This is a genomic window from Aliisedimentitalea sp. MJ-SS2, assembly GCF_032586155.1.
GTDB lineage: Bacteria > Pseudomonadota > Alphaproteobacteria > Rhodobacterales > Rhodobacteraceae > JAWHTC01.
In genome coordinates this window covers 285,436-309,112 of the sequence record NZ_JAWHTC010000004.1, presented here as the reverse complement: position 1 = coordinate 309,112, position 23,677 = coordinate 285,436, and the positions used below count along the sequence as shown (strand labels likewise).

General features: G+C 61.5%; 24 protein-coding genes and 1 pseudogene. 6 read left to right on the top strand and 19 right to left on the bottom strand.

Annotated elements, in window-relative coordinates:
* Positions 1–52: 52 nt before the first annotated feature.
* The 14 genes from RXV86_RS16670 to RXV86_RS16605 all read right to left on the bottom strand — a co-directional run bounded on the left by RXV86_RS16670 (position 53) and on the right by RXV86_RS16605 (position 12,780).
* Positions 53–907: a hydroxymethylglutaryl-CoA lyase gene (locus tag RXV86_RS16670; protein WP_316301389.1), complete on the bottom strand. Its 855-nt coding sequence runs from the start codon at positions 905–907 to the stop codon at positions 53–55.
* A 57-nt stretch (positions 908–964) separates the two neighbouring features.
* On the bottom strand, positions 965–1,633 hold the full coding sequence (locus tag RXV86_RS16665; protein WP_316301388.1) for a glutathione S-transferase family protein: 669 nt from the start codon (positions 1,631–1,633) through the stop codon (positions 965–967).
* Complete coding sequence (locus RXV86_RS16660; RefSeq protein ID WP_316301387.1) at positions 1,633–2,289, bottom strand: glutathione S-transferase family protein; 657 nt, start codon at positions 2,287–2,289, stop codon at positions 1,633–1,635. Before RXV86_RS16660 ends, RXV86_RS16665 begins: the two co-directional genes overlap by 1 nt.
* Before the next feature lie 151 nt (positions 2,290–2,440).
* Complete coding sequence (locus tag RXV86_RS16655; RefSeq protein ID WP_316301386.1) at positions 2,441–4,399, bottom strand: acetyl/propionyl/methylcrotonyl-CoA carboxylase subunit alpha; 1,959 nt, start codon at positions 4,397–4,399, stop codon at positions 2,441–2,443.
* Positions 4,400–4,465: 66 nt separating this feature from the next.
* Positions 4,466–4,957: an O-acetyl-ADP-ribose deacetylase gene (locus RXV86_RS16650; RefSeq protein WP_316301385.1), complete on the bottom strand. Its 492-nt coding sequence runs from the start codon at positions 4,955–4,957 to the stop codon at positions 4,466–4,468.
* A gap of 90 nt (positions 4,958–5,047) precedes the next feature.
* Positions 5,048–5,458: an ASCH domain-containing protein gene (locus tag RXV86_RS16645; protein WP_316301384.1), complete on the bottom strand. Its 411-nt coding sequence runs from the start codon at positions 5,456–5,458 to the stop codon at positions 5,048–5,050.
* On the bottom strand, positions 5,458–5,919 hold the full coding sequence (locus tag RXV86_RS16640; RefSeq protein WP_316301383.1) for a thermonuclease family protein: 462 nt from the start codon (positions 5,917–5,919) through the stop codon (positions 5,458–5,460). The genes RXV86_RS16645 and RXV86_RS16640 overlap by 1 nt, the downstream gene beginning before the upstream one ends.
* A gap of 28 nt (positions 5,920–5,947) precedes the next feature.
* Positions 5,948–6,904, bottom strand: coding sequence for a nitronate monooxygenase (locus RXV86_RS16635; protein ID WP_316301382.1), 957 nt, complete (start codon positions 6,902–6,904; stop codon positions 5,948–5,950).
* Positions 6,897–7,358: a hypothetical protein gene (locus RXV86_RS16630; RefSeq protein WP_316301381.1), complete on the bottom strand. Its 462-nt coding sequence runs from the start codon at positions 7,356–7,358 to the stop codon at positions 6,897–6,899. Before RXV86_RS16630 ends, RXV86_RS16635 begins: the two co-directional genes overlap by 8 nt.
* Positions 7,359–7,400: 42 nt before the next feature.
* A complete protein-coding gene (locus RXV86_RS16625) occupies positions 7,401–9,005 on the bottom strand; it encodes a carboxyl transferase domain-containing protein (RefSeq protein ID WP_316301380.1) in 1,605 nt (534 codons plus the stop codon).
* 18 nt (positions 9,006–9,023) lie between these two features.
* Entirely contained in the window at positions 9,024–9,518 is a 495-nt protein-coding gene (locus RXV86_RS16620) for a lysozyme inhibitor LprI family protein (protein ID WP_316301379.1), read from the bottom strand.
* Positions 9,518–10,681 (bottom strand): isovaleryl-CoA dehydrogenase, encoded by a 1,164-nt coding sequence (locus RXV86_RS16615; RefSeq protein ID WP_316301378.1) that lies wholly within the window; start codon positions 10,679–10,681, stop codon positions 9,518–9,520. Before RXV86_RS16615 ends, RXV86_RS16620 begins: the two co-directional genes overlap by 1 nt.
* A gap of 241 nt (positions 10,682–10,922) precedes the next feature.
* Complete coding sequence (locus tag RXV86_RS16610; protein WP_316301377.1) at positions 10,923–12,113, bottom strand: DegT/DnrJ/EryC1/StrS family aminotransferase; 1,191 nt, start codon at positions 12,111–12,113, stop codon at positions 10,923–10,925.
* Between the two features lie 4 nt (positions 12,114–12,117).
* Positions 12,118–12,780, bottom strand: coding sequence for an HAD-IA family hydrolase (locus tag RXV86_RS16605; protein WP_316301376.1), 663 nt, complete (start codon positions 12,778–12,780; stop codon positions 12,118–12,120).
* A gap of 130 nt (positions 12,781–12,910) precedes the next feature.
* Between RXV86_RS16605 and glmU the strand changes: the two genes are divergently transcribed.
* From glmU to RXV86_RS16585, 4 genes and pseudogenes are all read left to right on the top strand, one after another.
* Positions 12,911–14,266 carry a bifunctional UDP-N-acetylglucosamine diphosphorylase/glucosamine-1-phosphate N-acetyltransferase GlmU gene (gene glmU / locus RXV86_RS16600; protein WP_316301375.1) on the top strand — a complete coding sequence of 452 codons (1,356 nt, stop codon included), beginning with the start codon at positions 12,911–12,913 and terminating at the stop codon, positions 14,264–14,266.
* Positions 14,267–16,090, top strand: a complete 1,824-nt coding sequence (glmS, locus tag RXV86_RS16595; protein ID WP_316301374.1) for a glutamine--fructose-6-phosphate transaminase (isomerizing) — start codon at positions 14,267–14,269, stop codon at positions 16,088–16,090.
* Positions 16,090–16,617: pseudogene (locus RXV86_RS16590) on the top strand (pyridoxamine 5'-phosphate oxidase family protein); the annotation flags it as partial. The gene glmS and the pseudogene RXV86_RS16590, both read left to right, overlap by 1 nt.
* A 2-nt stretch (positions 16,618–16,619) precedes the next feature.
* Entirely contained in the window at positions 16,620–17,300 is a 681-nt protein-coding gene (locus RXV86_RS16585) for a DNA alkylation repair protein (RefSeq protein WP_316301373.1), read from the top strand.
* 141 nt (positions 17,301–17,441) lie between these two features.
* On the opposite strand, the gene RXV86_RS16580 is transcribed toward RXV86_RS16585, so the two are convergent.
* Entirely contained in the window at positions 17,442–17,951 is a 510-nt protein-coding gene (locus RXV86_RS16580) for a hypothetical protein (RefSeq protein ID WP_316301372.1), read from the bottom strand.
* Between the two features lie 89 nt (positions 17,952–18,040).
* Here RXV86_RS16580 and moaA point away from each other — a divergent pair, with 89 nt between their 5' ends.
* Both moaA and RXV86_RS16570 read left to right on the top strand, forming a co-directional pair.
* Positions 18,041–19,048 (top strand): GTP 3',8-cyclase MoaA, encoded by a 1,008-nt coding sequence (gene moaA, locus RXV86_RS16575; RefSeq protein WP_316301371.1) that lies wholly within the window; start codon positions 18,041–18,043, stop codon positions 19,046–19,048.
* A gap of 32 nt (positions 19,049–19,080) precedes the next feature.
* Complete coding sequence (locus RXV86_RS16570; protein WP_316301370.1) at positions 19,081–19,668, top strand: transglycosylase domain-containing protein; 588 nt, start codon at positions 19,081–19,083, stop codon at positions 19,666–19,668.
* 25 nt (positions 19,669–19,693) lie between these two features.
* Here the strand turns inward: RXV86_RS16570 and RXV86_RS16565 are convergent, their stop codons facing one another.
* The 4 genes from RXV86_RS16565 to RXV86_RS16550 form a co-directional block, all read right to left on the bottom strand.
* Positions 19,694–20,854, bottom strand: coding sequence for a M20 aminoacylase family protein (locus RXV86_RS16565; protein WP_316301369.1), 1,161 nt, complete (start codon positions 20,852–20,854; stop codon positions 19,694–19,696).
* A gap of 29 nt (positions 20,855–20,883) precedes the next feature.
* Positions 20,884–22,050 carry a M20 aminoacylase family protein gene (locus RXV86_RS16560; protein ID WP_316301368.1) on the bottom strand — a complete coding sequence of 389 codons (1,167 nt, stop codon included), beginning with the start codon at positions 22,048–22,050 and terminating at the stop codon, positions 20,884–20,886.
* A gap of 3 nt (positions 22,051–22,053) precedes the next feature.
* Entirely contained in the window at positions 22,054–23,217 is a 1,164-nt protein-coding gene (argE, locus tag RXV86_RS16555; protein WP_316301367.1) for an acetylornithine deacetylase, read from the bottom strand.
* A gap of 229 nt (positions 23,218–23,446) precedes the next feature.
* Positions 23,447–23,623 (bottom strand): hypothetical protein, encoded by a 177-nt coding sequence (locus RXV86_RS16550; RefSeq protein ID WP_316301366.1) that lies wholly within the window; start codon positions 23,621–23,623, stop codon positions 23,447–23,449.
* Between the last annotated feature and the right edge of the window lie 54 nt (positions 23,624–23,677).

Genomic DNA, 23,677 nt, shown 5'->3' with positions numbered 1-23,677 from the left:
CCTTTTCCTTTCCGCGCCCTTCGGCACGCCGAGTTTTCGCGAAAACTCGTGTCTACCCATTCCGCATCGCCTGTGCCATCGCCCCGGCTTCATCCAGCACCGCGCGATCCAACCCGGTCTCGTAACCCATTGCGATCAAACGATCATGTACCGCCTCGGTCGCCACGTTCCCCTTGGCCCCCGGCGCATAAGGACACCCCCCCAAGCCCCCCACGGCGGCGTCGAACACCCGCAGCCCCCGTGCCAGCGAGGCCTCGATATTTTCCAGCGCCCGACCCGCCGTGTCGTGGTAATGCCCGGCCAGCTTGTCTGCCGGCACCACGTCCAGAACCGCCGCCAGCATCGCGTCGATCGTCTCGGGCCGTCCCTGCCCGATCGTGTCACCCAGGGAAATCTCGTAAACCCCGCGGTTCCATAACAAATCGGCCACCCGCGCCACCGCGCCCGGATCGGTCGGCCCGTCATAGGGGCAGTCGGTCACGCAGGAAACATAGCCCCTGACAGGCAACCCGATCTCTTTCGCCGCCGCGATCACCGGGTCGAACCGCTCGATGCTTTCTTCAATCGTGGCGTTGATATTGGCCTTGGAAAACCCTTCCGAGGCCGATCCGAACACCGCAATCTCGTCCGCCTTGGCGGCCACCGCCCCGTCAAAACCCTGCATGTTCGGGGTCAGCGCCGCATAGGACACGCCCTCGGCCCGCGTGATCCCCGCCAGCACTTGTGCCGAATCCGCCATCTGCGGCACCCATTTCGGGCTGACGAAGCTCGCCACCTCGATGCGCCGGAACCCTGCCCGGCTCAGGCAATCGACCAGCGCGATTTTTTCATCGGTCGGAATCTGGCGCTTTTCATTCTGCAACCCATCCCTGGGTCCCATCTCGAATATCTCGATCCGTTCAGCCATCAACCAAGCCCCACTTCTTCATCTTGCCAAAAATACTCAATTGTCGCCCCATCACCTTCACGCCTCGGGCACCTCGTAAAAGTCCCGGTCGTAAAACTGCTGCAACCCTTCCGCCTTCAGCGCCTTCTGATAGGCCTCCCGGCCCTCAAGCCGCGCCTGATACGCGGCCACGTTGGGAAACCGGTCGAATTTCACGTAGTGGCGCGCGCTTTCGAGGGTGAACCCCATCATCGTGTCTGCCGCCGAGAAGCCCCGTTTCAGCAGGTAGTCCTGCTGCGCCAGAATCTGCTCCAGCGGCTTCAGCGAAATCGCCAGCCGCTTAACCTCGATCCCGATCACCGTAGGCGAGCGCATCTCAGGCTTGGGCAGGAACACCTGTTGCAGGTTGAGGTTCTGAATCAGCACGCCAATGGTCTCGGCATAGTGCACCCAGGTCAGGTAATGCTCACGTTCCTCCTCACCCACACCCGGGGCCAACCCGACTTCGGGCCTTGTTTCACACAGGTATTGCGTGATCGCGCCAGACTCGAACAGAACCTTGCTGTCGATTTCAAGAACAGGCACCCGCCCGGCCGGGCTCAGCCCTTGGAACTCGGGGCTGCGCAACTCGCCCTTGGCGATGTCATAGGTCAGAACCTCCGGCTCCAGCCCCATTTCAAAAAGCAGCCACAGCACCCTGAATGACCGGCTCCCAGCCACGCTATGCAATCTGATTTCGTCACCCATCATTCAAGTCCTTTCATCAAATTCGGGCGGGTCGCAATAACCGCCTGGCGTTCCGCCATTGCATCGAACCATGCACGCAAAGCGGGCCGCATGCGCAACAACTCGCGCCCCTCGCGCACCATGGCAAAGTAATCCAGTTGGGAAAAGAGATGACCCTCCGCCAGCCCAGCCTGACCGGGTTTCAAGGCCAGCCCCTCCACCGCAATCTCCTCCAGCGCGTCCAGAACAACTGGCGCCGTGTTAAGCCCCTGCCGCAAGACGTCAGGATCACACTCATGCCCCATCAGAGCTCGATAACAGCCATGCGAAAACACCTGCCGCACCAATGGTTTATAGACGTAGGCATCCGTGATCGACATGACCTGCACCGCCCTTGCACGCGCCAATCCGTTCTCGGGCATCAAGGATGGCCCCTCGAATGCCTCATCGACATAAGTCAGGATTGCCACTGTTTCGAATAACTTCGCGCCGCCATGAAGCAGCACCGGAACCCGCAGAAACGGATGCAGCAACCGTCCTCGCTCGGCCTCGTCCGGGTTAAACGGGTTGATCTCCTCATATGCGTAATCCACACCCTTCTCGACCAGAGCGATCCGTGCTGACCACGTATAGACCGAGTGGCAAAATCCGTTCAGAACCGGCGTGCCAACGTTCATTCAGACGTCCCCGACACGCGACGAGCAGGAAGTGGCGATGCGCTTATGCGCCAAGGCCACTCCGGGCGGGTCGCTCTCGGTGCTTGTCGTGCACACACCTGTCGCCGATGGGGGGGATGCCCCGGGCAACGCGTTTCAGTCCGCACTCGCTTCACGCTGCCTCCTCCGCCTCGTCCTCCAGCCGGATAAGCGCCGCCCCGGCCTCAACTTGGTCCCCTGCGGCCACCAGAACTTCGGCCACAACCCCATCCCGTGCCGCCAGCAACGCATGTTCCATCTTCATCGCCTCAAGGATCGCCAGCCGGTCGCCTTCCTGTACTGCCTGCCCGGCTTCAGCCATCACCGCTTTCACCAATCCCGGCATCGGCGCCTCGATCACACCCGAAGCCGCTCCGCCAACCGCTGCACGATCCAGCGGGTCAATCACCTGAAACCGATAGCCATTGCCCCAGAACACGGTCAGTTCTCCGTTGGTCAAGGAGGTCCGCGCCTGTACCTTGGTCTGATCGACCCACCAAGCGCCGCCGGTATGGGTGACGTGGTGCCGGACCTCGCCCAGATCAACAAGGTAAGACCCCGACCCTTCGACGGTCACACGCGCCTCGATAAGCTCATCATGATGGCTCAGCGCCACGGTCGAGGTCAGCGGCGACCACAGAACCATGCTTTCTTGCGGTGCTCTATCCGGCGCCTGCATAAGGCCCAGCGCAGTCAGCGCCGCAACCGAGCGCGCCTTGGTACAGGCCAACGGCGCCACGGACAGCGCCTCGATATGTCGCTCGATCAGCCCGGTATCCACATCACCGGCAACGAAATCAGGCTGTGCAGCCAAGAGCGCCAGGAAAGACACGTTCGTCACCGTTCCACCCACATCCGTGTGCCGCAATGCGCGTTCCAGCTGTTTCAGGGCAATCTCGCGGGTTGGTCCGTGGGTGATCAACTTGGCGATCATCGGGTCATACCAAGGGCTGATCGTATCGCCTTGCCGCACTCCGCTGTCGATCCGTGCCTCCTTCGGAAAAGCTAGATGGCTGAGCGTGCCGGTGGCTGGCAGAAACCCTTTCGGCACGTCCTCGGCATAGATGCGGGCTTCGAACGCGTGCCCGGTAATGCTCAGTTCGTCCTGCTGCATCGGCAGGCCCTCACCGCTGGCCACCCGCAGTTGCCACTCCACCAGGTCTACGCCGGTTATCGCTTCGGTCACCGGATGCTCCACCTGCAGCCGTGTGTTCATTTCCATGAACCAGAATCCGTCGGGACGCAGCCCCCGCGAGCCGTCAACGATGAACTCCACCGTCCCCGCCCCCTTGTAACCGATCGCCTCCGCGGCACGCACAGCGGCCTGCCCCATGGCCGCGCGCATTCCCTCGGTCATGCCCGGCGCCGGGGCCTCTTCGATCACCTTCTGGTGACGGCGCTGTAGTGAACAGTCGCGCTCGAACAGATGCACCGCCTTTTCGCCATCGCCAAAAACCTGCAGTTCGATATGACGTGGCTGGCTGACGAATTTCTCGATCAAGACGTCCTCGTTGCCAAAAGCGGTCTTGGCCTCGCCCTGGGCGCTGGCCAGCGCGTCCATGAAATCCTCTGGCTTCTCGACAAGGCGCATGCCCTTGCCGCCACCGCCAGCCACGGCTTTGATCAATACCGGATAGCCGATGGCATCGGCGGCCCCGGACAGGTGCTCGGGGTCCTGGTTGGAGCCGTGATAGCCCGGCACCACCGGCACACCGGCCTCTTCCATCAGCACCTTGGCGGCGTCTTTCAACCCCATAGCGTTGATCGCCTTGGCCGACGGCCCGATAAAGACCAGCCCAGCCTTTTCCACCGCATCGACGAAATCCGGGTTCTCCGACAAAAACCCATAACCCGGGTGAATTCCCTTCGCCCCGGTCGCCAGCGCCGCCTCGATGATCCGCTCGCCGCGCAGGTAACTCACTGCCGGGGCCGCGCCGCCGATATGCACCGCCTCGTCCGCGACTGCCACATGGGCCGCATTGGCATCAGCGTCAGAATAGACCGCCACCACCTTGACTCCCAGCCTGCGGGCCGTCTCGGCCACACGCACGGCAATTTCACCCCGGTTTGCAATCAGGATCTTGTCAAACATCTTGCGTCTCCTTCGCACCCAATGCCTCGCGCCCCGCGGGCGCCTGTTCCATGTCGCGGGCCGTCATCACGTACCCACGTTATCCACCGCCGCCCTCAGCAGCGCTTCGGTTTCGTCATCAAACGCCACCAGGATCACCCGCAGCGGCGCATCCTTCAGTTCCCGCACCGCGATTTCCGCCGCGGTTTCCTTCGGAAAGCCGTAAATCCCGGTAGAAATCGCCGGAAAGGCGATGCTCTCACAGCCCTTTTCTCTCGCCCGTTCCAGGCTTTCGCGGTAGCAAGAGGCCAACGCCTGCGCCTCGCCCTGATCGCCGCCCTGCCACACTGGCCCGACCGTGTGGATCACCCATCTCGCGGGCAGTTTGTACCCCTTTGTCAGCTTGGCCTGCCCGGTTTTGCAGCCGCCCAGCATCCGGCATTCATCAACCAACTCAGGGCCAGCCGCGCGGTGGATTGCGCCATCGACACCGCCTCCACCCAGCAAGGACGAATTGGCTGCATTCACAATCGCGTCGACCTCAAGTGCTGTAATATTTCCACGCCAGACCTCGATCATCTCACCAGGCCCCCGTTTCTTTCTTGGCCCCAGAACTTGAATCCCGGCTCCAACCCACGCACAACACCGCCAAATCCATCCCATGCCACATCATCCCAGGTCCTCCACCAGCCGGAACCGCTCCACCGCCATTTCGATCCCCGGTCGAAACCCGACCGAGCGTTCCAGGTAGGCCCGATAGCCCTGCCGCCACTCTTCCAGATCAGAAAACTCACCCTGATCGGCCACCAGGACCTCGTCCATCTCCTCGAACGCCCTACGTTCCAAAGTCACTGTTTCGACGGCACAGGCCGGACGCCAATCCCAGTCGCAGGCAATGTCGATCCGCCCAGGCACCGGAAGATCCTCGCCCCGCGTGACAAACGCCTCGACCGCATCACAGGTCACGGTCTTCTTGCCCGCGCGCACCAGCGACAGGATTTCGGCATTAAGTTCCGCATCGTCACCAAAACGAAAGGCCTGGGCACCGGGGTATCGTTTGAGAGCCACGATCATCAGCATTACGACTCCCCCAACCGCTGACACCAGTTGATCCGCCCGCCACCGCGATAAGGCATCGCCAGCCCTTCGCGCACAAGCGTGCCGGCCACGTCTTCACCGTCTACCGACAACTCGATCAGCAAACGTCCATACTTGTCGGTCCCCTTGCGGCGATAGGAGACCGCGCCGCCCTTTACCAATTCCCGCAACCGTTCAGTCGCCCGCTTGCCGGCCTGGAATTCCGCATCGCATCGCGCATCTCGGGTTTCCGGCGTATCAAGTCCGACCACGCGCGCAGTGCGCTCGTTGTCGCCGCATTTTAACGCCACCGTGTCGCCGTCATAGACAAACCCGATCCGGCAGGTATTCAACTCGCGGCCACGGTCCTGCCAACGCACGAGGTAAAGCCACACCGCAAGTGTCGCGGCAGTCACAATCAAGGCACGCGCAAGGATCAGCACGGCGCCTCTCCTGATTGCCATGACAGCCCGGCTTTTTTCGCGTCACCCTTCACCATCGCGCCAGCGCCGCCTTCGCCTGTGCCATGGTTTGCACAACAATCTCCGAAGCAGGCATCACCGCCGAGATCAACCCTATTCCTTCCCCGACAATGGCGGGTGCGCCATCCGCATCCCCGTCTGCCACGGCCTTGGCAAAGCCCTCTTGCGCGTCCGGGCTTACCGGGCCCACAGGGTCCTCCTGCCAGCGCTTGATCCAGCGGTTGCGCAACGTGCGAATGTCGAATTCTCCCGGCCAGTCATAGCCACGCGCCTTGTCCGGAAGAGACGAGCGTAGCGTGCCATCCCCATCGGCCATCAGCGCCGCGTCATGAAAGCCGGGCGCGACCAAGGCTTCCCCCGCGGCCCAGAACCTTGTCCCCATAAGCACCCCATCGGCGCCCAGCATCAGCGCCGCGGCCAACCCGCGACCATCCGCGATCCCGCCCGCCGCCAGAACCAGCGCCTTGTCGGCACAGGCATCCACCACTTCGGGAACAAGCGTCATTGTCGCCCGCGTCGCGCCGTGCCCGCCGGCCTCGGACCCCTGGGCCACGATCACATCCGCCCCGGCTGCCACCGCATCACGCGCCATGGCCAGGGTCTGAACCTGGGCAAAAAGCGGCACACCCGCCGCCTTGACCTGCTCGGCATGCGGACGCAATTCGCCAAAAGACAGGAACATCGCCGCCGGTTTGCGGTCCAGCGCCAGCGTCAAAAGTTCGGGCGACTGCGCCATTTTCCAGGTGATAAAACCACAGCCGACCGGCTGATTGCCCGCTTCCTGCCACTGGGCCTCAAGCCAATCGGCGTCGCCGTAACCACCGCCGATGAACCCCAGCGCCCCGGCGCGGCTGACCGCGGCCGCAAGGGCCCCACCCGCGGCAAAAGCCATTGGCGCGCTGACGATCGGTGCGTCAAGGCCGAAGCGTTCCGTCAGCCGTGTTGAGATCGGAGCATAGTCAACCATTGCCGACCTCATCATCCCGGCGGTTGCTGCGAAAGCGATAGCCGAAGGCCAGGTTCGGCCGTTCGCCCTCCCACATCCAGATGGTGACCGCCACAGTCACCAGCATGTCGGCTAGCCCGCCCAGCCCGGTTCCGAAAGCACCGCTTTTGACGGTGACATAGATCGTGAAGCCCCCCAGGACGATCAACAGGATCCGCGCGATCGGAGCCCTTAACAGGACCAGAACAGCGATGAAGATTGGCAGGAAAGCCGCTGCGGCGGCAAAGCCGGTCCCGCTGATTTCAAGCCCCAGCCGGTACTTGGCAATCGCCGACCAGACAAGCCAGGCCACGACCAGAAGGAAGGTCCAATGCATCTGCCCTTTCGGATGGGCATGCGCCGCCGCCCGGCTGACATAGACCCAGCGTTCGCCGGTCAGCTTGTCGCGTTTGCCATAGTGCATGCCTTCATCCATGGGCCATCCTCCTGCGCCGCCAGACCATCACATAGGACCTCATCACATCCGGAACACGCCGAACCGCGTGTCTTCGATCGGCGCATTCAACGATGCTCTGAGGCTCAGGGCCAGCACATCGCGGGTCTTGCGCGGATCGACAATGCCATCATCCCAAAGCCGGGCCGAGGCATAGAGAGGATGCGATTGCTCCTCGAACATCTCGATGGTGGGGCGCTTGAATTCGGCCTCTTCCTCGACGCTCCAGCTTTCGCCAGCCCGCTCAATGGCGTCGCGTTTCACCGTGGCCAACACGCCCGCAGCCTGTTCGCCACCCATTACGCTGATGCGCGAATTGGGCCAGGTCCACAGGAAACGTGGGCTATAGGCACGACCCGCCATGCCATAGTTGCCAGCCCCGAACGAGCCGCCCACCAGCATGGTGATCTTTGGCACATTGGTGCAGGCCACCGCCGTCACCATCTTGGCGCCGTGGCGGGCAATCCCCTCGTTTTCATACTTCCGACCGACCATGAAACCAGTGATGTTCTGCAAAAACACCAGCGGGATTTTCCGCTGCGAACACAGCTCGACAAAATGCGCGCCCTTCACGGCGCTTTCAGAGAATAGCACGCCGTTGTTGGCGACGATCCCCACCGGGCAGCCCTTCACATGGGCAAAGCCACAGACCAGAGTCTCACCAAAACGTGCCTTGAACTCGTCAAAGCGCGAGCCATCCACAATCCGCGCGATCACCTCGCGAATATCATAGGGCGTGCGCAGATCGGCCGGCACCACGCCAAGGATTTCATCGGGATCATAGGCCGGCTCTTCCGGGCTTTGCCAATCGACGGTGAGCGGTTTGGTGCGATTGAGCTGCCCCACCGCACGCCGCGCCAGCGCCAGTGCGTGGCCGTCATCCTCGGCCAGGTAATCGGCCACACCGGACAGGCGGGTATGGACGTCACCGCCGCCCAGATCTTCGGCGCTGACCACCTCACCCGTGGCTGCCTTGACCAGCGGCGGACCGGCAAGGAAGATCGTGCCTTGTTCCTTGACGATGATGGTCACATCCGACATCGCAGGCACGTAAGCCCCACCCGCCGTGCACGAGCCCATCACCACCGCGATCTGGGGAATGCCCTTGGCGCTCATGTTGGCCTGATTGTAGAAAATCCGCCCGAAATGGTCGCGATCCGGGAACACCTCGTCCTGCTGCGGCAGGTTGGCGCCGCCGCTATCGACCAGATAGACGCAAGGCAGGTTGTTCTGCTCGGCAATCTCCTGAGCGCGCAGGTGTTTCTTCACGGTCATTGGATAGTATGTGCCGCCCTTCACGGTGGCATCGTTGCACACCACCATGACGTCTTGGCCCATGACCTGGCCAATCCCGGTGATCACACCAGCACTGGGTGCCGCCCCGCCATACATGCCATGTGCCGCCGTGGTGCCGACTTCAAGGAAGGGCGAGCCGGGATCGAGCAGGTTCGCCACCCGCTCGCGCGGCAGCATCTTGCCCCGGCTGACATGGCGCGCACGGCTCTTTTCCCCGCCGCCAAGCGCCGCCAGTTCGGCGGCCTCGCGGATTACGCCAAGAGCCTCGAGATGCCCATCACGGTTCGATTTGAAGGCATCCGATGTCGGCAAAGCCTGTGAATTCAGTTTCATGTCGTCCTCCGGGTGGCGCTACCAGGCCACCGCTTCTTCCAAGAAAAATACCTGCTCGGCAGTGGTGTTCATGAGGCACCCGGCATAGGCTGGCCCCGCCCCGGTGCCGCCTTGCCAGAGCGTCGCCTCATAGGCGCATTTGTTGTCGCGAAACGTGATCCAGGCGCGCTGCATGTCCCGCAAGGCCGGTGCCTGGGTCGGCAAATGCGACCCCATCGACGCCATCTCTTCGTCATTGGCACGTGATTTCGCCATCAGTTGGCCGTAGACCTCGTTGAGCCTGACATCCCACCAATCCAGCTCTTTTGACAAACAACCGCCCATGCCCACGGTGCTGCTGCCACCTGGCGTGTTGTTCATACAGGAATCCGCTGCCAACCCGACACATGCGCGACGGGACTCGGGCATCTCGGCCCCGGCCAGGCAACGCACGGTGATCTGGCCATCATAGACCAGCTCCTGCGCCATGGCGGGACTTGCCGCCATGAACAGAACAGCAAGCCCGAGGCGCATCAACCCATCATCCCCATCAGCTCGCGACCAACGAGCATGCGGCGGATTTCGCTGGTGCCCGCGCCGATTTCCATCAACTTGGCATCGCGGAAAATCCGGCCCACCGGGTTGTCGCTAAGATACCCTGCCCCGCCAAAGGCTTGTACCGCCTGATGCGCCACCTTCATGCCCTCTTCGCTGGCATAAAGCACACAGGCCGCCGCGTCCTGACGGGTCACCTCGCCCCGATCACAGGCCTTGGCCACCTCGTAGACATAGGCACGGCTTGAGTTCATCGCGGTGTACATGTCGGCGATCTTGGCCTGCATCAGCTGGAAGTTTCCGATCGGCTGACCGAATTGCTGGCGTTCCTTCATATAGGGCATGACCTCGTCCATGCAGGCCGCCATGAGGCCGGTGCCGATGCCGCTGAGAACCACACGCTCGTAATCGAGCCCGGACATCAGCACGGCAACGCCCTTGCCTTCTTCACCAAGGATGTTCTCGTAGGGCACTTCCACGTCTTCAAAGATCAGCTCGGCGGTGTTGGAGCCGCGCATGCCCAGCTTGTCGAAATGGTTCGAGGTGCTGAACCCGACCATTTCCTTTTCAATGATGAAGGCCGTGATCCCGCGCGGGCCAGCGTCCATGTCGGTCTTGGCGTAGACCACCAGCACGTCGGCATCCGGCCCGTTGGTGATCCAGTACTTGTTGCCGTTCAGCACGAAACGATCATTCTTCTTGTCGGCGCGCAGCTTCATGCTGACCACGTCCGAGCCCGCATTGGGTTCACTCATAGCCAGCGCACCGACATGCTCACCACTAATGAGCTTGGGAAGATATTTCATCTTCTGCTCGTGGGTGGCATTGCGGCGGATCTGGTTGACGCAGAGGTTCGAATGCGCGCCGTAGCTCAAGGCAACGCTGGCGCTGGCTCGGGCGATTTCCTCGACCGCGACCACGTGGGCTAGGTAGGACATATCGGCCCCGCCATATTCTTCGGGGGTAGTCACGCCCAGCAGGCCCAGTTCACCGAACTCTTTCCACAGCTCGTTGGGGAATTCGTTCTTCTCGTCGATCTCGGCCGCCATCGGCTTGATGCGCTCCTGCGCCCAGCGATGCACCATGTCCTGCATGGCCATCACGTCTTCACCCAGATCAAATTTCATTGCGCCCAGGAACATAGGCCGCCCTCCAGTTTATTGAACAGTTGTTCATTTAATAGAGGAAGGAATGATTCGGATCAACCTGATCCAGATGAGTGCTGCGCACACAGGTTTTGTTGATTGGGGGCCAGCCCCCAAACCCCCGGAGTACTTACCGCCAAGAAAGAGAACCAAGCCCCTGGCCTCTTTCTTGGCCGAAATACTCCCGCCGGAGGCTCCCACGCGTGCGACATGACCCGGTTTTCAATGGTTGGGCGCGTCAGTTGCCCTGGAAGACCGCCCCTACCTCGGCCCGAATGATCCGCGCGATCAGGGCGCAATCGTCAAGGTCGAAGGTCAGCGGCAGGCGCATGTCGATGATCGCCTTCAGCACCCGATCACTGTCCGGCATCCGCTCGGACGGGGCATAGTGCCAACTGTCATAGCGCGAGGTGAATCCGGCGGGCTCGGCCCCACCGAACCACTTTAACTCAACACCACGGGCGGAGCAGCGCTTGATCACCGCGTCGATCTTGTCTTCACTCCAATCAAGCAACAGGAACTGGATCGACGAGCCGACATAGTATTCTTCGTCGGGCCGCTCGACCACCTGCAACCCAGGCGTACCGCGCAAGCCCTCTTCGACCACGCGGTACCGCGCATTCCACGCCTCGCACTGCGCGGGAAGCTTGCGGAGTTGCGGTCGCAAGATCGCCGCACGCAGGTTGTCCATTCTTCCCGACATGTTGGGCGTGAGGTATTTCACCTCTTCAAACACCTCCGGCTCCGGTACCGCCAGATGCCGCTCGTACAGCATGTAAGAACCCGACATCATTACTGCTCGCGCCGCAACTTCGGCATCATCAGTGATCAAGAGCCCACCCTCGCCCGAATTCAGGTGCTTGTAGGTCTGGGTGGAAAAGCAGCCAACCAGACCATCCGTACCGGACAGCCGCCCTTTCCAAGTTGCCCCCATCGTGTGGGCGCAATCCTCGATGACCGTGACCCCGGCCCCGTCGCACAGTGCCATCAGCCGATCCATATCGCAAAGATGCCCGCGCATATGGCTGAGCAACAGCACTTCGGTGTGATCCAGCTTGGCACGCAGGTCGTCGAGGTTGATCACCAGATCCTCGGTCACGCCAACAAAAACCGGCACAGCACCGACACTGGCGATCGCGCCCGGCACAGGCGCCAAGGTAAAGGCGTTGGTCAACACTCTGTCACCCGGCTTCACCCCCACCGCGCGCAAGGCACAGGCCAGCGCATAACCGCCCGAGGCCACGGCAAGGCAGAAATTCGCGCCCATAGCCTCTGCAAACTCCTGCTCCAAAAGCGCCGCTGCCCCGGCTTCACCCTCGGCCACGTTGTAACGGTGCAATCGCCCGCTTTGCATGACCGCGACGGCGGCCTCGATTGCCTCGTCGGGGATCGGCTCCTGCTGAGTGAAATTGCCTTTGAACGTCTCCATGGCCCTATCCCAACAACCGTTCGACAACGCCGTGCAACTCGCCAAACGCCCCGATCAGCGCCTCGGGTTCCAGCGCCGCCATGTCCTCGCCCGAAGGGCCGAACTCGACCAGGATACACGGCACCCTTGCAGCTCGCGCCGTTTTGCGGTCGGTATCGCTATCGCCGACCAGCAGGCATTTCTCAGGATGCCCCCCGGCCCGGCGCGCCGCCTCGAACAGAGGTTCGGGATCGGGCTTGCGCATAGGCAGCGTATCGGCGCCGACAAGCGAATGAAACGCATCCCGCACACCAAGCCGTCGCAGCAGTTCCTCGGCCAAGGCCTCGGGCTTGTTGGTACAGATACCCACGCCAAAGCCCGCACTGTCCAGCGTTGCAACCGCTTCCATCGCGCCGGGATACATCACCGTATGATGGTCAAGCTCTTCACCATAAACTTCGAGAAGCCGCGGATACCACCGGTCAATGACCGCCTCGTCCAGCGCCTCCAATCGGGTCAGCCCCAACCGCAACATCGCCTTGCCACCGCGCAGCGCGGTTCCGGCATCGCGCGCTGGATCCAGAACATCCCCCGCTCCCATCTCGCGAAAACAGGCGTTGGCCGCGCCGATCAGGTCGCCCGAAGTATCCGCCAGCGTCCCGTCCAGATCGAAAATCACCGTCTTCATCGTACCCTCTCGCAGCAGTATTCCGCCGCATGCCGTCACATTCCGCAATCTATGTTGAACGTGGCGGCCCTTGCCACGCGCTTTCAACCGGATAAAACGTCACCCAAAGAAAATAACAAGAGAAACCTTTATGAGCACCGCTTTGATCATCCTCGCCGCAGGCAAAGGCACACGGATGAAATCCGACCTCCCCAAGGTTCTGCACCAGGTCGCCTTCGCGCCGCTTTTGGTACATGCGATGAAATCAGGCGCCGCATTTGATCCCGAGCGCACGATCATTGTTGCAGGTCATGGGGCCGAAGCCGTAGCCGCCGCCGCGCAGGAGTTTGATTCGCGTGCCGAGGTGGTCCTGCAAAAGGAGCAGCAAGGTACCGGCCACGCGGTCCAGATGGCACAAGAGGCGCTGGCGGGGTTCGGCGGGGACGCCATCGTGCTCTACGGCGACACCCCCTTCATCCGACCCGAGACGCTCACCCGTATGGCAAAGGCCCGTGCCCAACACGATGTCGTGGTGCTGGGTTTCGAGGCTGCCGATCCCGGTCGCTATGGTCGGCTGGTGATGGATGGCGACCGGCTCGACCGGATTGTCGAGTTCAACGATGCATCGGATCAGGAACGAACCATAACCCTTTGCAATTCTGGCGTTATCATGGCGCGTACGGAAATGCTGTTTTCCCTGCTTGATGACGTGAACAGCGACAACGCCAGCGGTGAATACTACCTTACGGACATCATCGGCATCGCCAATGCGCAGGGGCTTTCGGCTACCGCTGTCACCTGTGACGAGGCCGAAACCCTCGGCGTCAATTCCCGCGCCCAACTCGCCGAGGCCGAGGCGGAATTCCAATCCCGCGCCCGCGCCGAGGCTCTTGAAAACAGCGTCACGCTGATGGCCCCCGAAACCGTCTATTTTGCCCATGACACGGTCATTGGCCGCGACGCACTGATCGAACCCAACGTGGTCTTCGGCCCCGGCGCGACCATCGAATCCGGCGCCCACATCCGGGCCTTCACCCATATCGAGGGGGCGCATGTGTCACGCGGTGCCATCGTCGGTCCTTATGCCCGCCTGCGCCCAGGTGCGGAGCTGGCCGAAAACACCCATGTCGGCAATTTCGTCGAGATCAAAAATGCCACGCTCGCTGAAGGAGCCAAGGCCAATCACCTGACCTATATCGGCGATGCCGAGGTCGGCGAGGCCACCAATATTGGCGCAGGCACCATCACCTGCAACTATGATGGTGTGATGAAGCACAAGACCACCATTGGTGCGCGGTCCTTTATCGGCTCTAACACCATGCTGATCGCACCGGTCGCCGTGGGCGACGAAGCCATGACCGCCACAGGCGCAGTGGTCAACAAGGACGTGCCCGATGGTGCCATGGCGATCAGCCGCGCCGAGCAAGTCAACAAACCCGGATTTGCCCGCAAACTAATGAACATCCTGCGGGCCAAGAAAGAAAAACAGATGAAGGAACGCGGATAAATGTGTGGAATCATTGGCGTTCTGGGTGATCACGAGGCCGCCCCCCTTTTGGTCGAAGCCCTCAAGCGGCTGGAGTATCGCGGCTATGACAGCGCCGGCATCGCCACGCTGAACGACGGTCATCTCGACCGCCGCCGCGCCGTTGGAAAACTGGTCAACCTCTCTGACCTTCTGGTGCACGATCCCCTGCCCGGCAAGGCCGGGATCGGCCATACCCGCTGGGCCACCCATGGCGCGCCCACGGTCGACAATGCCCACCCACACCGCGCCGGTCCCGTGGCCGTGGTGCATAACGGAATCATCGAGAATTTTCGCGAAATCCGCGCCAATCTGGCGGCCAAGGGCATCGGTTTCGTCACCGAGACCGACACCGAAACCGTCGCCCTGTTGACCCAGCACCACATGGATCTGGGGCTATCCCCGCGCGACGCCGCCCGCGCCACCGTCGACCAACTCGAGGGTGCCTACGCGCTCTGTTTCCTGTTTGACGGCGAAGAAGACCTTCTGGTTGCTGCCCGCCAGGGCTCGCCTCTGGCGATCGGTTATGGCGACGGCGAAATGTTCGTGGGCTCCGACGCCATCGCGCTCGCCCCCATGACCGACCGCATAACCTATCTCGAAGAAGGCGATTTTGCCGTCGTCACCCGCCAAAGCGTTGAGATCACCGACAAACACGGTACAACCGCCAATCGCGAAATCCGCACCGTCGCCATCGACTCTGGCCAGGTCGATAAGGGCGGCCATAAACATTTCATGGCCAAGGAAATCGCCGAACAGCCCCGCGTCATCGGCGAGGCAATCATGCATTACCTTTCGGCCGACGGGCGCGACATCACCCTGCCCGGCAATGGCATCGACTTCACCAAGATCGACCGCCTGACCATGGTCGCCTGCGGCACGGCCTTCTATGCCTGCCTGACCGCGAAATACTGGTTCGAGCAACTGGCCGGCATCCCGGTCGAGGTCGATATCGCTTCGGAATTCCGCTACCGCGAACCGCCGATCACCGCCCGCACCGCCGCGCTCTTCGTCAGCCAGTCGGGCGAAACCGCCGATACGCTGGCCGCCCTGCGCTATTGCGAGGGCCGCGCCGACACGATCCTCTCGGTGGTCAACGTACCGGAAAGCTCGATCGCTCGCGAAAGCGATCTGGCCCTGCCGATCCTGGCAGGAACCGAGATAGGTGTCGCTTCGACCAAGGCCTTCACATGCCAATTGACCGTGCTTCTGATGCTGGCCCTCAAGGCCGCCCGGGACCGCGGTATCATGGACGCTGACGCGCTCGCCGACCACCTCAGCCAGCTACGCTCGTTGCCCGCGGCCTTCAACACGGCGATGGAGGGCTCAAGCACCATGGCCGACGCTGCGCGCAAACTGGCCGAGGCCCGCGATATTCTTTTCCTGGGCCGTGGCCTTATGTATCCCCTCGCCCTCGAGGGCGCTTTGAAATTGAAAGAAATCAGCTATATACATGCCGAAGCTTATGCCTCCGGCGAACTCAAGCACGGCCCGATCGCGCTGATCGATAAACATGTGCCCGTGGTCGTCATGGCGCCACGCGACGGGCTTTTTGACAAAACCACCTCGAACATGCAGGAGGTCATTGCACGCGGTGGCCGCGTGGTTCTGATCACGGACGAATCCGGTGCCGCCGAGGCTGCTGAAGATGCCTGGATCACCCTGCTGATGCCGCAGATTGCCGACGTCCTCGCTCCGATTCTCTATGCCCTGCCCGCGCAGCTTCTGGCCTATCACACCGCCGTCGCCAAGGGCACCGATGTGGACCAACCGCGCAACCTCGCCAAGTCGGTGACGGTGGAATAATGGCCAAGCAGTTTGCCGCTCTCGACGACGCGCATATCAAGTTCATCGAAGAGCAGCACATCTTCTTTGTTGCCAGTGCGGCACCGGATGGCCGGGTCAACGTCTCCCCCAAGGGTGGCGATGCGCTGCGTGTGTTGGGGCCAAATCGCATTCTGTGGCGCAACCTCACCGGCTCGGGCAATGAAACCGCCGGCCACCTCTTACAGGCCAATCGCATGACACTGATGTGGTGCTCCTTCACCACACGCCCGCTCATTCTGCGCGCCTATGGCACCGCCCGCACCATTCATGCCGAGGATGCCGAATTCGTCGATCTCGACGCCAATTTCCCCCCCCATGTGGGTGCGCGACAGGTCTATGACATGTCCATCGACCTGGTTCAGACTTCCTGTGGCTATGCCGTGCCCTTTATGGAGTTTCAATCTGACCGCGGCGCGCTCGACAAGTGGAGCGAGGATCGCGGCCCCGAAGGCGTCAAGACCTATTGGGGCGAACGCAACAGCCAGACCATCGACGGGAAACCGACACGATGACCCTGGACGAGGCCCTTGAAACTCTTAAGGCCCATATCGAACCGGGGCGCGCCGAGGGTCAGGCGAAGTATCACAAACAAACCAGCAAAGTCCTGGGCATCCCAAACCCCGCTCTGAACGACATCACCAAGATATGGCGCCAGACCCTGACGATAGCTGAACGGGTCACCCTGGCCGATCAGCTCTGGCAGACCGACATCTTCGAGGCCCGCGTCGCGGCTGCAAAACTGCTGACCCAGGCGCGCATCCGCCCCGACGATGCGGCTTGGACGCTCATTCAATCCTGGGTCCCGGATTTCGATAGCTGGGCAATTGCCGATCACGCCTGCATGGCCGGCTCGAGGCGCCTGATTGCTGATCCCACCCGCATCGACACGGTCGAATCTTGGACCAGTTCCGGTCACATGTGGACCCGCCGTGCTGCATTGGTGATCACTCTGTCCTGGACCAAGCAGAACCACCCCAAACCCGCCGACCTTGCTATCCGCGACCGCATCCTCGGCTGGGCCGCCGGATATGTCGATGACCCAGACTGGTTCATCCAGAAGTCCGTCGCCTGGTGGCTGCGTGACCTGTCAAAACACGACCCAGAACGCACCCGCGCCTTCCTCGACCAATACGGCGAGCGGATGAAACCCTTCGCCCGCAAGGAAGCTGGCAAGTACCTAAAAACCTAAGATCGACCGCCCTCTTCCTTTTGCCACAAATATCCCCGCCGGAGGCTCCTGCGGCCTCACCCAGCGCTCAGCTCTCCATTCAGGGATCGCACGCCCGAAAGTGTCGGGTTGGGCGCGCGGGAGACGCTTTCGCGGTCTCCGCTAATCCTGCTGATAAACCTCAACCTCGGGCAGCCCCGCCAAGGGCGCCCCGATCACTCGCAACGCTGCCAGCGATATCCGGCTTCCAGCGGTTTTCGGCCCGTCAATCGGGATCAGGTCCAGTTGCACGCCTTTGCCATTCACCGGATAGATCACCCGTCCCTGGGCAGGGGCATCAACCAGCGGCGTCTTGATCCATAACCCCGGGTCGGCCGGATCGCCAAGCGAGGCCACTGTCCGCCCCAGCAGCCGCCCCTCACCGCTTTGCTGCGCTTGCTTGGCCTCGACCTCGGCGGCTTTCTTCTCTTCCCTGCTGGTGGTGTCGAACTGTGCCACGGTACGTGCATTGGCAGGCGGCCTCTTCGCCGGCTTCAACGCCACTGGCCGCGCCACTGGCCGAATCTGGCCACTATCAGCAACCACGACCATCGGCTTTGCCGTTTCCTTCTGAATCTGGGCGCATCCCGCGCCCAGCCCCATCACCAAGACTGCCACAACTACCCGCATCATGGCCCGACCCTAGACGCCTGCGGCCAAAGCATCAATTGCAAGAAATTACCCTTGCGCGACCCTCCGCCGGGAACTACCTTTGCCCGGTCATGACAGCACCTCTTATCGATCCCTTCCAGCGCCCGGTCTCCTATCTGCGCCTCTCGGTCACCGACCGCTGCGACTTCCGCTGCACCTATTGCATGTCGGAAAACATGACCTTCCTGCCCAAGCGCGACTTGCTGACCCTGGAAGAGCTGGACCGGATATCTACCGCCTTTATCCGCCTTGGGGTCAAGAAACTGCGCATCACCGGTGGCGAGCCCTTGGTACGCCGGGGCATCATGACCTTTTTCAACGCCATGTCCCGACATCTTGAAAGCGGCGCGCTCAAGGAACTGACGCTCACCACCAACGGCTCGCAGCTGCACCGCTTTGCCGATGATCTTTTTGCCGCTGGCATGCGCCGGGTGAACATTTCGCTCGACACGCTGGATGCCAAGAAATTTTCCGACATCACCCGCTGGGGCAAGCTCGACAATGTCATCCGCGGCATTGACGCAGCCCAGAATGCGGGCCTCAGGGTCAAGATCAATGCCGTCGGCCTCAAGGGGTTCAACGATGACGAATTGCTCGGGCTGACCGAATGGGTGGCCTCGCGCGACATGGACCTGACCTGGATCGAGGTCATGCCAATGGGCGACGACATCGACGGGCTGACACGGCTGGGCCAATACTGGCCGCTGAAAGAACTGCGGGCCAAGCTGGCCGAGCACTACACGTTGACCGATCTGTCCGAGAGCACCGGCGGGCCGGCCCGTTACGTGCGGATTGAGGAAACCGGCCAGAAAGTCGGCTTCATCACTCCGCTCACTCATAACTTCTGTGAAAGCTGCAACCGCGTGCGCCTGACCTGCACCGGCGAGCTTTACATGTGCCTCGGCCAGGAAGACCGCGCCGACCTGCGCGTGCCCCTGCGCGCTTCCGAAGACGATGCCCTTCTCGAAGAGGCTATCCGCGAGGCCATCCGTCTGAAGCCCAAGGGCCATGATTTCGACTACTCCCGGCAGGATGTTGCCGGCAAGATGTCCCGCCATATGAGCCACACCGGCGGCTGAGCGTTATGGCCTGCCGACGCCCCGCGCCGTTCATGCGATTTCTGGTGGCGCTGGTGCTCGGGCTTTTTCTTGCCAACCCGATTCAGGCCGAGGTCGACTTCACCCCCGAGATTAAGGCCGCCAAACGCCTGTGCGAAACCATCGAGCCGCTCTGGATCGACGCCGTCATCGCCGCCGAGGATCACGAGTTTCGCAACCGCCCTCGTGCGGCCAGCATCATCACTGTCACCGCAGCGGAACTCCTTCTGCGCCAAGCGTATCCGACAGAATCTGCTGCGAAACTTCAATCTCGAAAGATCGCGATGACGCTTGTGCTTGCGGCCCGGGGAACACATGACGACATGGTCTGCCTGCTCCTGCAACACGTCGATTTCGGACAGGGCGCGCGCGGACATGACACAGCTGCCCGTCGGTTTTTCCTGCGAGGATCAGATCAGTTGTCACTGGCGCAAACAGCGACGCTCGCAGGATTTCTCGAGGCGCCCTCCCGCTTCAGCAGCTCAACAGACGTGGCGCTGGAGCGCCGCGATAGTGTCCTGCGCGACATGGCAAAGCTCAACATGATCAGCGAAGACGATTTGCAATCCGCCCTCGCCGAACCGTTAACCCTTCCGCGCTAATGTAGGGTGCGCATCATGCGCACCGTCACACCGGCAGCCGTTTCTCGACGATCTCGGCATACCACGAGCACCCTGCCGGGATGGCCTCGTCGTTGAAATTGTACTTCGGGTGGTGAACATGCGCCGTGTCGCCATTGCCGACTAGGATATAGGCGCCGGGGCGTTCCTCCAACATGAAGGCAAAATCTTCGCCTCCCATCACCAGCGGCGCCTCTTCGCATACGCCGGAGACCGACTTGGCCACCTCGATGGCGAAATCGGTCTGCTCCGGGTGGTTGTCCATCACCGGGTAGTTGCGGTCATAATTCACATCGACGCTGCCACCGAAGGTCGTCGCTATGCCGGAACAAATCTCGGCGATTCGTTTTTCTGCAAGATCACGCATCTCGGGACTCATCGTGCGCACGGTGCCCTTGATCTGAACACCCTGCGGAATCACGTTGAACGCTTTGGACGAGGTCTCGAACGACGTCACCGAGACCACGATCCGGTCGATCGGATCGGCATTGCGGCTGGCAATCGTCTGCAACGCCAACACCGCCTGCGCCGCCATAACCGTCGTATCCACCGTCTCATGTGGTTTCGCCGCATGGCCGCCAAGCCCCTCGAAATTGATCTCGAACACATCCGTCGCGGCAAAGAACGGACCCGAACGGATGGCAAACGCACCCACCGGCTGCCCCGGCCAGTTATGCATCCCGTACACTTCGTGGATGTTGAACTGCTTCATCATCCCGTCGTCGCACATCTCCTTGCCGCCACCGCCGCCTTCTTCGGCAGGCTGGAAGATCACCACCGCCGTGCCGTCGAAATTGCGCGTCTCTGCCAGATATTTCGCGGCTCCAAGAAGCATTGCCGTATGCCCGTCATGACCACAGGCATGCATCATGCCGGGTGTCTCGCTGGCATAGTCGACCCCGGTCGCCTCTTCGATCGGCAGAGCATCCATATCGGCGCGCAAGCCAATGACTTTACCGGATTTATCGCTCTTGCCCTTGATCACGCCGACAACGCCCGTGCGGCCAATCCCGGTCACCACCTCGTCACAGCCAAATTCCTTAAGCTTCTCTGCCACCAGCGCCGAAGTGCGGTGCGTATCGAACAACAGCTCCGGATGGGCGTGAATATCACGCCGCCACTCGGTGATCTCACTGTGCAGTTCGGCAAATCGGTTCTTTACAGGCATGTCTCGCTCCTAGGTTTCTGCCGGGCCCCTCAGCCCAATGGCATGCGTTTCTCGGCCATTTCAGCGTACCAGCTGACTCCCACCGGTATGGCCTCGTCATTGAACTCGTATTTCGGATTGTGCAGCGCCGCGCTGTCCCCGTTGCCAATCAACAGGTAACAGCCCGGCCGTGCCTCCAACATCTCGGCAAAGTCCTCGCCGCCCATGGACGGATCAAAGTCACGATGCACGACCCCTGCCACCTCTTGCGCCACTTGCGCCGCCAGGTCGGCCTCGGCCTCGTGATTGATCAGCGCCGGTGGCCCGCCAAGATAATTCAATTCAGCTTCGGCACCATAGGCCGCCGCCGTCGATTGGGCCAGCGCCCCGATCCGCTCTTGCACCAGCGCCTGCACTTCTTTGTCATAGGTACGTACCGTGCCCATCATATGCACCGAATCCGGGATCACGTTATAGGTCTCTGTCTCGGTATGAAGCGCGCAGACCGACACCACCACATTCCGCAAGGGATGCACATTGCGACTTGCAATCGACTGCAGCGCAACAACGATCTGCGCCGCCACCAGCGTGGTATCCACCGCCTGATGCGGCATCGCCCCATGCCCGCCCTTGCCGCGCACCGTGATCTCGAACTTGTCAGCCGAGGCCAGAAGCGGCCCGCTGCGCACGCCAAATTCGCCCACTGCCATGCCGGGCCAGTTGTGCATGCCATAGATTTCCTGGACGCCCCAACGCTCCATCAGCCCCGCATCCAGCATTGCTCGCGCCCCGCCGCCGCCCTCTTCGGCGGGCTGGAATACCAGCACAACTTTGCCGTCGAACCCCCTGGTTTCACACAGGTATTTTGCAGCCCCCAAAAGCATCGATGTATGCCCATCGTGACCACAGGCATGCATCTTGCCTGGATTGGTCGAGGCATGGTCCAAGCCCGTCGCTTCGATAATCGGCAGTGCGTCCATGTCCGCGCGATAGCCCAGAACCCGGCCCTTGCTGTCCTTGCTCCCGTGGATCACCCCGACCACACCGGTGCCGCCAAAGCCTTCGATCACTTCATCACAGCCAAATTCGCGCAAAAGCTCGGCCACCCGCGCCGCCGTGCGATGCTCTTCGAACCGAAGTTCGGGATGGGCGTGGAAATCACGTCGCCATTCGGCGACCTCGCTGGCCATCTCTGCAATACGGTTGCGCACGACCATGGTTCACCCCACTTTCAGAACATCCAGAAGATCACGCATGAACTGATGTCCGGCCTCAAACTGTTCCTTGGTGATATATTCGTCGGGCTGGTGCGCCTGCTCGATGCTGCCCGGCCCGCAGATCACGGCGGAATAGCCCGCCTCCTGAAACTGCCCGGCCTCGGTGCCATAGCTGACAACATGCGTGCCATTGTCACCGGTGATCCGCCGCACCAGCGTCTCGGCCTCGCCGTCGTTTTCTGGTTGCAACCCCGGCACGTCGAACTGCGTTTCGGTCTCGATCCTTGCCTCCGGGTGCACCGCCTGCATGGCACGTTCGACCTCGGCAACCTTGTCCAGATAACCCTTTAGATAGTCATTCTTGTCTTCGCTGGGCAGCACCCGATACCCCATGACGAAGTGGCAATCCTTGGCGGTGATGTTGTTGGCGGTGCCGCCTTCGATCGTGCCGATATGCCCCAGTGTCCAGGGTGGCTCGAACATCGCCGCCAGTTCATCCGGGGTACAGCCCATTTTTTCTTCGTTGACCTCGTTGACCCATTGGATCATCCGCGCCGCCTCCATCACCGCGTTCACGCCAGTATGCTGAAGTGAGGAATGCACCTCAAACCCCTGAACATGAGTGGAAATTCCCAGGCCGCCCTTATGACCGGTGACCGCCTGCATCATCGAAGGTTCGCCCACGATCACCGCGCTGGCCTTGGGTAACGGTCCCTGCATTGCCTGGATCATTGGCGGCGCGCCGGTGCACCCCACCTCTTCGTCATAGCTCAACGCGATCTGCAATGGCCGCCTGACACCGGTGCGATGGGCCTCTACCAGCGCCCAAATCGCCAGCGCATCGAACCCCTTCATGTCACAGGTGCCGCGCCCGAAATACTTGCCATCCCGCTCGACCACGGAAAACGGATCGCTGGCCCAGGGCTGGCCATCCACCGGCACAACATCCGTGTGGCCGCTCAATACAACGCCGCCCGCGATCTCGGGCCCAACATGGGCAAACAGAGCCGCCTGCTGATTGTCCTCGCGATAATGCCGGTGGCAGGCGATTCCATGTCCGGTCAGGTATTCCTCGACCCAATCGACCAGGGGCAAGTTGCTGTCGCGGCTCACGGTAGGAAAGCTCACCAGCTTTGCCATCAATTCCAGAGGTGAAAAAACCTGCATCCTGCCCTGCCCTGCTGCTTCCCGATCCAACCCAATCCACGCTAGTATCATTCGCAATCGAGTTGAAGCGGAACTTGGCCAAACCCGACGACCGCTTGAATACGACAACAGGCGGGGCGCTCGCTGTTTTTGCAACAAATAGGCTTTTGGCCGTCTGATACACCTAAAAAAACCGGGGGCTGTTTTAGCCCCCGGTTTCTCTGGTTTGGATTGGTTCGGACCTTTTGGGTCAGGTGCCGTCGCTCGCTGCAACGAGAATAAACACGGTCGTCGCGCCAATCGCCGCAAGCCCCATACCACCCAAGGCACCTTGGGTCGAAACAAACGGGTCGGCTTTGGTCTCGGCAACGGCAGGCATCGCGATCAGCGATCCGGCCACAGCAGCGGCAAGTGCAATTTTCTTCATGATTTAGCCCTTTCTGTACAGCTCTCCTCAGGCGCCTTTTTTGAGCGCGCCGAA